The organism is Streptomyces sp. NPDC046335 (assembly GCF_055587985.1).
This window is the reverse complement of the sequence record NZ_JBVJFF010000012.1, coordinates 201,678-210,924: the sequence shown is the minus strand read 5'-3', so window position 1 is coordinate 210,924 and position 9,247 is coordinate 201,678. Positions and strand designations below refer to the sequence as shown.

The window sequence follows — 9,247 nt, the reverse complement described above, 5'->3', positions numbered from 1 at the left end:
TCGAGACCGAGAGAAGACTGAGCCGACATGGCTACCACTTCACTTGACCTGGCCAAGGTGCGCAACATCGGCATCATGGCCCACATCGACGCGGGCAAGACGACGACCACCGAGCGGATCCTGTTCTACACGGGTGTGTCGTACAAGATCGGTGAGGTCCACGACGGCGCCGCCACGATGGACTGGATGGAGCAGGAGCAGGAGCGTGGCATCACGATCACCTCTGCTGCCACCACCTGTCACTGGCCGCTGAACGACGTTGATCACACCATCAACATCATCGACACCCCGGGCCACGTCGACTTCACCGTCGAGGTGGAGCGTTCGCTCCGCGTGCTCGACGGTGCCGTGACGGTGTTCGACGGCGTCGCCGGCGTCGAGCCCCAGTCCGAGACCGTGTGGCGTCAGGCGGACCGCTACGGCGTCCCGCGCATCTGCTTCGTCAACAAGCTCGACCGTACGGGTGCCGAGTTCCACCGCTGCGTCGACATGATCGTCGACCGCCTCGGTGCGACCCCGATCGTCATGCAGCTGCCCATCGGCGCAGAGGCTGACTTCAAGGGTGTCGTCGACCTCGTCACGATGAAGGCCTTCGTCTGGTCCGCCGAGACCAAGATGGGCGAGGCCTACGACATCGTCGACATCCCCGACACGCACACGGAGGCTGCCGAGGAGTACCGCGGCAAGCTGCTCGAGGCTGTCGCGGAGAACGACGAGCAGATGATGGAGCTGTACCTGGAGGGCCAGGAGCCCACCGAGGAGCAGCTGTACGCGGCGATCCGTCGCGTCACCATCGCCTCCGGCAAGGGCGGCGACACCACCGTCACCCCCGTCTTCTGCGGTACGGCGTTCAAGAACAAGGGCGTCCAGCCCCTGCTCGACGCCGTCGTGCGCTACCTCCCCTCCCCCCTGGACGTCGAGGCCATCGAGGGCCACGACGTCAAGGACCCGGAGCAGGTCGTCAAGCGCCGTCCGTCGGACGACGAGCCGCTGTCGGCCCTCGCGTTCAAGATCGCGAGCGACCCGCACCTGGGCAAGCTCACCTTCGTCCGGATCTACTCCGGTCGCCTGGACGCCGGCACCGCGGTGCTGAACTCCGTCAAGGGCAAGAAGGAGCGCATCGGCAAGATCTACCGCATGCACGCGAACAAGCGTGAGGAGATCGCGTCGGTGGGCGCCGGTGACATCGTCGCCGTCATGGGCCTGAAGCAGACCACCACGGGTGAGACGCTCTCTGACGACAAGAACCCGGTGATCCTGGAGTCCATGGACTTCCCGGCGCCGGTCATCGAGGTCGCCATCGAGCCGAAGTCCAAGGGTGACCAGGAGAAGCTGGGTGTCGCCATCCAGCGTCTCTCGGAGGAGGACCCCTCCTTCCGGGTTCACTCGGACGAGGAGACCGGCCAGACCATCATCGGTGGTATGGGCGAGCTTCACCTCGAGGTGCTCGTCGACCGCATGAAGCGCGAGTTCCGCGTCGAGGCGAACGTCGGCAAGCCGCAGGTGGCCTACCGCGAGACGATCCGCAAGGCCGTCGAGCGCGTGGACTTCACCCACAAGAAGCAGACCGGTGGTACCGGTCAGTTCGCGAAGGTGCAGATCGCGATCGAGCCCATCGAGGGCGGCGACGCGTCGTACGAGTTCGTGAACAAGGTCACCGGTGGCCGTATCCCGCGGGAGTACATCCCGTCGGTGGACGCCGGTGCGCAGGAGGCCATGCAGTTCGGCATCCTGGCGGGCTACGAGATGACTGGCGTCCGCGTCATTCTTCTCGACGGCGCCTACCACGAGGTGGACTCCTCGGAGCTCGCCTTCAAGATCGCCGGTTCGCAGGCCTTCAAGGAGGCCGCGCGCAAGGCGTCCCCCGTGCTGCTCGAGCCGATGATGGCCGTCGAGGTCACCACGCCCGAGGACTACATGGGCGATGTCATCGGTGACATCAACTCCCGCCGTGGCCAGATCCAGGCCATGGAGGAGCGCAGCGGCGCTCGCGTCGTGAAGGGCCTCGTGCCCCTCTCGGAGATGTTCGGCTACGTCGGAGACCTTCGCAGCAAGACGTCGGGTCGCGCAAGCTACTCAATGCAGTTCGACTCCTACGCCGAGGTTCCGCGGAACGTCGCCGAGGAGATCATCGCGAAGGCCAAGGGCGAGTAACTCACCCGAGTTCACGCTTTAGGCTTGACACCATCCGCCGGGGTTCGACCCCGCAGGGCAAGGACCCCGGCGGCTGGCTTCCCAGCAAAGATCACCTGGCGCCGATGAAGCAAGGCGTACAGAACCACTCCGCAGGAGGATTCAGTGGCGAAGGCAAAGTTCGAGCGGACTAAGCCGCACGTCAACATCGGCACCATCGGTCACATTGACCACGGTAAGACGACCCTCACGGCCGCCATTACCAAGGTGCTGCACGACGCGTACCCCGACCTGAACGAGGCCTCGGCCTTCGACCAGATCGACAAGGCTCCCGAGGAGCGCCAGCGCGGTATCACGATCTCGATCGCGCACGTCGAGTACCAGACCGAGGCGCGTCACTACGCCCACGTCGACTGCCCGGGTCACGCGGACTACATCAAGAACATGATCACGGGTGCCGCGCAGATGGACGGCGCCATCCTCGTGGTCGCCGCCACCGACGGCCCGATGCCGCAGACCAAGGAGCACGTGCTCCTGGCCCGCCAGGTCGGCGTTCCGTACATCGTCGTCGCCCTGAACAAGGCCGACATGGTGGACGACGAGGAGATCCTGGAGCTCGTCGAGCTCGAGGTCCGTGAGCTCCTCTCCGAGTACGAGTTCCCGGGCGACGACCTGCCGGTCGTCAAGGTCTCGGCGCTCAAGGCGCTCGAGGGCGACAAGGAGTGGGGCCAGACCGTTCTGGACCTCATGGCCGCCGTCGACTCCGCCATCCCGGAGCCCGAGCGTGACGTCGACAAGCCGTTCCTGATGCCGATCGAGGACGTCTTCACGATCACCGGTCGTGGCACGGTCGTCACCGGTCGTATCGAGCGTGGTGTCCTCAAGGTCAACGAGACCGTCGACATCATCGGCATCAAGACCGAGAAGACCACCACCACGGTCACCGGCATCGAGATGTTCCGCAAGCTGCTCGACGAGGGCCAGGCCGGTGAGAACGTCGGTCTGCTCCTCCGTGGCATCAAGCGCGAGGACGTCGAGCGCGGCCAGGTCATCATCAAGCCCGGTTCGGTCACGCCGCACACCGAGTTCGAGGCCCAGGCCTACATCCTGTCGAAGGACGAGGGTGGCCGTCACACCCCGTTCTTCAACAACTACCGCCCGCAGTTCTACTTCCGTACCACGGACGTGACCGGCGTCGTGACCCTCCCCGAGGGCACCGAGATGGTCATGCCGGGCGACAACACTGAGATGACCGTTGAGCTCATCCAGCCCGTCGCGATGGAAGAGGGCCTGAAGTTCGCCATCCGTGAGGGTGGCCGGACCGTCGGCGCCGGCCAGGTCACCAAGATCAACAAGTAAGCTTCTCGCTTGCGCGTTGATCGGGGTTACCCGGTCGCTCTGAACTGAGCGATCAGTAGTACCTAGCGGTACCTCGCAGTAACGGAAGGGCCCGTACGACTTCGGTCGTACGGGCCCTTTCGCGTGTGAGCCGATCTAGAAGTGCAGGTAGGTGAGCTGAACGACGTAGACGCGTTCGCTGCGGACGACGATCTGGTAGCGGAACATCCCGCCGGGGACGGTGATGTCGCCGCCCTTCGGGTCGACATCCCTGTGGCTGCGTCCGTGCAGGTACAGCGTCTCCGCCGCCCTGACCAGTTCCGCGGCTTTGGCCTCTACCGCGGCGAGAAACGTCGGCGGTGCGGTGTGGGCTGCCTCTTCTGTCGCGAAGGCGTACTCCCACCTCCAGCTCAAGCGCGTACTGCCTTCATGGCCTCGTCCAGGACGTCGCTCAGCGCGCGCAGGGCTTCCCGGGCGACAGCTGGGTCCTCGTCTTCCAGGTCGCGCATGGCGCGGGCGTGCCGAGCGGACAGATCGGGACGACGGGCGATCTCGATGTCACGGGCCCAGGTGAGGACCCAGCTCTGCACCGGGCTCAAGGACTGCCACTCGACGGCCTTGGCGAAGGCCTCGTCCTTGGTCCGCTGCATCTCCGGCAGGCGTGCGGGGGCGACGATGGCGATGGCGGTTCGCAAGGCATCGGGCGTGTGCTCGGGCCGGGGCGTCAGCTCGTGTCCGTGGTCGGCCTGCGTGCTCATGAAGTCCTCCCGGGAGTGCACTGGCCAGGCTAGTCGGCCGGGGCACGCGGGGCGTGGAGACGCGAACATTGCTCAGTGTTATCCCTGGTCAGTGGGTGTACGACAAGTCTGCGGCGCGGTGGGCGCGTGGCGGCAGGCGTCGCATTGGCCCGATTCGGGGGCGCGGAAGGCGCGGTCGCAGGATTCGCAGTTCTGAAGGGGGTGCGGGGCGACTGTCCTGGCCTGGAGCGCGGGTGCGGGTGGCAGGAGGGCTGTCAGGCGGTGGGCCAGGAGGGCGGCCGGGCGGCGCAGGTCCGTGGGCGGCAGATCGTGCGTCAGGGCGTGGCGGATGGCCTCAGGGGTGACCTCTCGCTCCAGCCAGGCGACGACGCCCGAAGCCAGGTGCGCTGTGTCGCGGGTGGTGAGGAGCAGGCGGGGGTCGTGGTGCCGGAGGGACGTCAGGAGCTCGGCCGCCTCGTCGAGGAGGGGCCCGGCGGACCGGGCGGGGTGCGGGACCGCTGGGAGGGGGCGAGAGGCTCTGCGAGGCGCTGTCTGCGTCGGCGACGGCACATCCTCCGCACGGTGCGGCTCGGCACGCGGCTTTGGCGGTGACGCATGGCGACAGGGTGCGCCCGGCTGGTTGCAGGAGGTCGTACGGGTGACGATCTGGCCGGCCGGGGTGCGTTCGCGGTCTCGGCGCAGGTAGCCGTGGGTCTCCAGCTCGCGGAGCGCCGCGGCGATGCGTGTTGCTCCCTCGGGGAAACGGGCCGCCAGGGTCTTGATGTCCACGCGGGCCTCTGCGGGCAGCGACTGGATGTGGCAGGCCAGGCCGATCGCCAGGAGGGACAGCTCCTGGTGCTGGGTGAGGTGGTTGCCGATCACCGTGAAGCGGGTGGTGTGGCGGGTGTTCTCATGGGCGATGCCGGAGGGCTGGCGCCGGGCGGGAGCGGGACGCGCCTTGCCTCGGGGGTGCGTGGTCGCCCTTGCGGGGGGTTTGTTGCCGCCGTCAGCGGACTTGGGGCGCGGGGGCGCGCTAGGGTTTTGGGTGTCCATCGGGAAGCGGCTTTCTTCCTTGGTGGTCAGGCCCTCGCCATATGGGATGCCAGTCCCGGCGGGGGCCGTCGAGTTTTTTGGGTTGTTTCGTTCGTTTCGTCCGTCTTGCTGCGGCGAGTCGCTGTCGCCTGTTGGCGCTGAGCGTAGGGGAGCCGGGGGGCCGGGAGGCCAGTTCTCTTGGGGGTAGCCGCTGGGGGCGCCGGAGCGCGTGGGGGTGGGTTCCGGTGCCGTGAGACGTAGTTCCGCCCAGACGGTCTTACGGGGGTACGGGCCCTCGGCCACGCCCCAGCGGTGCGCCAGCGCTTCTACGAGGAGCAGGCCCCGCCCCGACTCCGACAGCGCGTCCGGGTGCTGTGGCCTGGGGAGGTGCTCGGGGCAGGTGTCCGTGACCTCGATGCGGAGTACGCCGGCGGTGGCGTAGAGCACCAGCCGGAAGTCGCGGCCCGGGACGCGGCCGTGCGCGGCGGCGTTGGCGGACAGCTCCGCGACGATCTGGCGGGCCGGGTCCAGCGGCAGCCCCCACGAGCGGATCTGCTCGGCCGCGAGGAGGCGCGCGAGGCGGGCTCCGCGGGGCGTGGGGGAGAGCAGCACGTTGAAGTGACGGGTGGTGCTGGGCAGTTCGGCGGTTTCCTGATTCACGTCACTCAGGGTGGCGACCCGCTTCTACGCTGCACAGTGACATGGCGGCTGCGTACGGTGACTGTACTGGCTCTGTCCAGGGCCGTACCGGCTGTACAGCGGACCGACCGCGCGGGTGCGGCGTTGACCGTACGTAGCAGAGCTCGGCTAGGTGGGAGGCGGTCGCGTGGAACGGTCAACGGATGCGCAGGTGGGGGCGGTTGGGGAGTCGGAGCCGGAGGAGCCCGGGTGGGAGGTCGATCCGGACGACGAGCAGGGCGCGGCGATCGTCGCGTTCGTGGGGCGACAGCTGAGGGCCCGCCGCGAGGCCGCGGGGATGCGGGCGGCCGAGTTCGCTGCGGCCATGGGGTATGGGGAAGGGCTCGTCTACAAGGTCGAGGGCGGGTCGCGGATTCCTCGTGCGGAGTACCTGGAGAAGGCGGACGAGGTGCTGGGAGCGGGAGGCTCCGTCGCTGCGATGAAGGGGGACGTGGCGGAGGCCCGGTATCCGAAGAGGGTTCGGGATTTGGCTCGGATGGAGGCGCAGGCGGTTGAGCTGACCGCTTACGGCAATCACAACCTGCACGGACTGTTGCAGACGCAGGAGTACGCGCAGGCGTTGTTCGCAATGCGGCGTCCGGCGCTGGAGCAGGAGCGCATGGAGCAACTCGTCGCCGCACGACTGGCCAGGCAGTCGGTCTTCGAGCGGAAGCCTGCCCCGGCGCTCAACTTCGTGCAGGAAGAAGTGACGCTGCGGCGCCCGATCGGGGGCAAGCTTGTGTTGCGGCGGCAGCTTGAACGGCTGCTGGTGCTGGCGGAGTTGCGGGCCGTAGAGATCCAGGTGATGCCGACGACCCGTGAAGATCACGCAGGCATGAGCGGTGAGATGCAGGTGCTGAAGTTCCGGGACGGCACAGCGGTCGGCCGCTCCGAGGGTGAGTTCGGCAGCCGCCCTGTATCCGACCTCAAGCAGCTCCGCATCATCGAACTGCGGTGTGGCATCATCCGGGCTCAGGCTCTCGCGCCAGGGGAGTCGATGGCCTTCATCGAGCAGGTTCTGGGAGAGACATGATCCGCAAGACTTCCGTCGGGGACTCGTCCGAACTGGCCTGGTTCAAGAGCAGCTACAGCAGCAACAGCAACGAGCCCGACTGCGTCGAGGTAGCCCACGCCCCCGGTGCCGTCCACGTCCGTGACTCCAAGGACGTGCAGGGGCCCCGCCTCGCCCTGGGCGGCCCGGCGTGGGCCGACTTCGTGGCCTACGCCTCCGGGAGCTGACCCCGACCGTCACCTCCACCGCAGCGGATGCGCTGACTGGGCGGCCGGGAAGCGGGGCTGCGGGGAGGGTGGATGGGCGGTGCGGGTCTCTTGCCGGGTGCGGGCTGGTTCTCCTGGTGCGGGCGCCAAGGGGCATGGCTGAGCCCTGATGGCTGACGGCAGTGGTTCGGCCGCTCGGAGGTGGGGGTTGCGGGAAAGTGCCGGCGACACGCCGTGTTTTGGGGGCTGGGGTGGGACTTTTGTGTGAGGGCCACTGTTGGGCGCCGGCCTCTTCGCCGCCGGGGGCCCGTCAGGCTCTGTCCCACCACGCGCCCAGTGCCCCCAGCCGGTCCCCGTACTCCACCGCCGCCACCCACTCCGGCGGCCACCCCGAAGGGCCGCGATGGGCGCCGGCCAACGCGCCCGCCAGAGCTGCCGTTGCCGCTGAGGCGCCGGAGGTGTGCGCGGCGCGGCGCAAGGTGTAGCGGGGGTGGGCCTCCGTGGTGAGGAAGGCGTACAGGGCGGCGCCCAGTACCGCGTCGGCGGTCCATGCCGCGCCCACCGCCCTACCCGGCTCCGTCCCGCTTTGCAGGGCGGCTTCCGCCGCGTCCAGCGCTGCCACGCACTCGTCCCAGCCCATTGCCATGAACGACGCCGCGTCGGCCCGGGGTGCCAGATCGCCCAGCCAGTCCGCGCGGTACGTGTAACGGGACGTCTCCGCGTGGACGCGCAGCTCCGGGAGGAGGTCGGCGGGTGCGCAGCGGTGGCGTAGGAGGTCCACCGCGTGTGCCGCCAGGTCGCTCGCCGCCAGGGCCGTGGGGTGGCCGTGGGTGAGGGCCGCCTGTAGCTGGGCGATGCCCGAGCGCCGGTCGGCGGTCAGGTACGGGGTCAAACCCACCACCGCGCCCCGCACCACCGCCGCGCACCCCTTCGAGCCTGCCGCTGTCGCCTCCTGCCAGGGGACGGGGGACGCGAGGGCCTCGCAGGCGTTCAGCGTCGTACGGCCGGGGGAGCGGTCGTTGTCCGGGGAGTATCGCCAGCGGACCAGGTAGGTGCGCAGGGCTGTCGTCACCGCCCCCGGCGTCAGCCACGGCGGGGCGGGGAGTGCGCCCCGCAGCGTGAGAGCCTGGCGCGCCTCCGCCTCCGGGAGGCGGGGCTCGACCGCTACTCCAGCCAGCGCCTCGGCCACCGTCAGTGACAGCTGCGTCTGGTCGGAGACGCGGACCGTGCCGTCGTCGGACAGGGGCAGCTCCATCGACTCCCAGGCGCCGTAGACCTCCCCGATACGGTCCATGGAGAGGGGTGAGAGCGGGCGGCCCATCGCGTCGCCCAGGGCCAGGCCGAGGAGGGCGCCGCGGGCCGATCGCCACCTGGGAGCCCGCAGGGGCAGGTCTGCCAGGTCGTGCAGGGATGCGAGGCTGGGGGCTGTCGTCAGGGAGCCTGGGACCGCCGAAGGCGACTTCAGCAGCTCGGCAAGGACCGCCGTCGGGGCCAGCCCGCGTGCCTTGCCGTCGCGCAGCGCCAGCAGCCAGCGGCTGTCGTTCACCGCCTGCGGGCCCGCGTCCCCGCGGACGAGCCAGCCCGCCGCGTCGTCCTCGTCGCACGCCCATACGTACGTGGTGACCACGCCCCGCTCGTCCGCCACCGCCACATAGCGGATGGGGCGAGCCGTCGAGGGCGCGTACTCCGCAACCCCGCTGATCTGCGAGAACGTCATGTCTTCCTCGAAGCGCCGGTTGATGTACCCGCGGGGGACGAAGTGGGGGCCGGGCGCGGCTGCATCGGTCATGGGGGCTTCCGTCTCATCGGGCGGCGGATCGTCACGCCCAGCGTGCCGGAGAGGGCCCGCCGCGCCGGGCCGCACCCCGGGTTTGACCTTCGTCACTCACCGGGTACGCTCTACGGCTCGATTGGCCCCGGGCGTGTCCTGTATGGCAGACTGTCGGGGTTGCTCGGTTGAGTGCCGATGCTGCGCGCCTCCCGCCGGGAGGACCGGAAGCGAGTCCCACAGTACTCGTCGCCCTATCTGTCGTAGGGCCCGCAAGGGCTTGAGGCAGCGCTTTGGCGGACGTACGGGAATCTTTCGGGAAGTGCAGTGCGGTGGTTCGGCC

General features: G+C 68.9%; 8 protein-coding genes and 1 pseudogene. 4 read left to right on the top strand and 5 right to left on the bottom strand.

Annotated elements, in window-relative coordinates; genetic code table 11:
* Positions 1-27: 27 nt before the first annotated feature.
* Both fusA and tuf read left to right on the top strand, forming a co-directional pair.
* Entirely contained in the window at positions 28-2,154 is a 2,127-nt protein-coding gene (gene fusA / locus ACZ6JY_RS29105; RefSeq protein WP_447037985.1) for an elongation factor G, read from the top strand.
* 144 nt (positions 2,155-2,298) lie between these two features.
* On the top strand, positions 2,299-3,492 hold the full coding sequence (gene tuf / locus ACZ6JY_RS29100; RefSeq protein ID WP_447037984.1) for an elongation factor Tu: 1,194 nt from the start codon (positions 2,299-2,301) through the stop codon (positions 3,490-3,492).
* Between the two features lie 135 nt (positions 3,493-3,627).
* Here the strand turns inward: tuf and ACZ6JY_RS29095 are convergent, their stop codons facing one another.
* From ACZ6JY_RS29095 to ACZ6JY_RS29080, 4 genes and pseudogenes are all read right to left on the bottom strand, one after another.
* Positions 3,628-3,885 carry a hypothetical protein gene (locus ACZ6JY_RS29095; protein ID WP_469200460.1) on the bottom strand — a complete coding sequence of 86 codons (258 nt, stop codon included), beginning with the start codon at positions 3,883-3,885 and terminating at the stop codon, positions 3,628-3,630.
* Positions 3,882-4,229, bottom strand: coding sequence for a hypothetical protein (locus ACZ6JY_RS29090; RefSeq protein WP_469200458.1), 348 nt, complete (start codon positions 4,227-4,229; stop codon positions 3,882-3,884). Before ACZ6JY_RS29090 ends, ACZ6JY_RS29095 begins: the two co-directional genes overlap by 4 nt.
* A gap of 78 nt (positions 4,230-4,307) precedes the next feature.
* The gene (locus ACZ6JY_RS29085) at positions 4,308-5,261 is read right to left on the bottom strand and encodes a helix-turn-helix domain-containing protein (RefSeq protein WP_469200824.1); all 954 of its coding nucleotides are present in this window, start codon (positions 5,259-5,261) and stop codon (positions 4,308-4,310) included.
* A 297-nt stretch (positions 5,262-5,558) separates the two neighbouring features.
* Positions 5,559-5,852: pseudogene (locus ACZ6JY_RS29080) on the bottom strand (ATP-binding protein); the annotation flags it as partial.
* Between the two features lie 214 nt (positions 5,853-6,066).
* Here ACZ6JY_RS29080 and ACZ6JY_RS29075 point away from each other — a divergent pair.
* Both ACZ6JY_RS29075 and ACZ6JY_RS29070 read left to right on the top strand, forming a co-directional pair.
* A complete protein-coding gene (locus ACZ6JY_RS29075; protein ID WP_469200456.1) occupies positions 6,067-6,951 on the top strand; it encodes a helix-turn-helix domain-containing protein in 885 nt (294 codons plus the stop codon).
* On the top strand, positions 6,948-7,157 hold the full coding sequence (locus ACZ6JY_RS29070; RefSeq protein WP_469200454.1) for a DUF397 domain-containing protein: 210 nt from the start codon (positions 6,948-6,950) through the stop codon (positions 7,155-7,157). Before ACZ6JY_RS29075 ends, ACZ6JY_RS29070 begins: the two co-directional genes overlap by 4 nt.
* Positions 7,158-7,446: 289 nt before the next feature.
* Here the strand turns inward: ACZ6JY_RS29070 and ACZ6JY_RS29065 are convergent, their stop codons facing one another.
* Positions 7,447-8,925: an ADP-ribosylglycohydrolase family protein gene (locus ACZ6JY_RS29065; RefSeq protein ID WP_469200452.1), complete on the bottom strand. Its 1,479-nt coding sequence runs from the start codon at positions 8,923-8,925 to the stop codon at positions 7,447-7,449.
* Positions 8,926-9,247 lie beyond the last annotated feature (322 nt).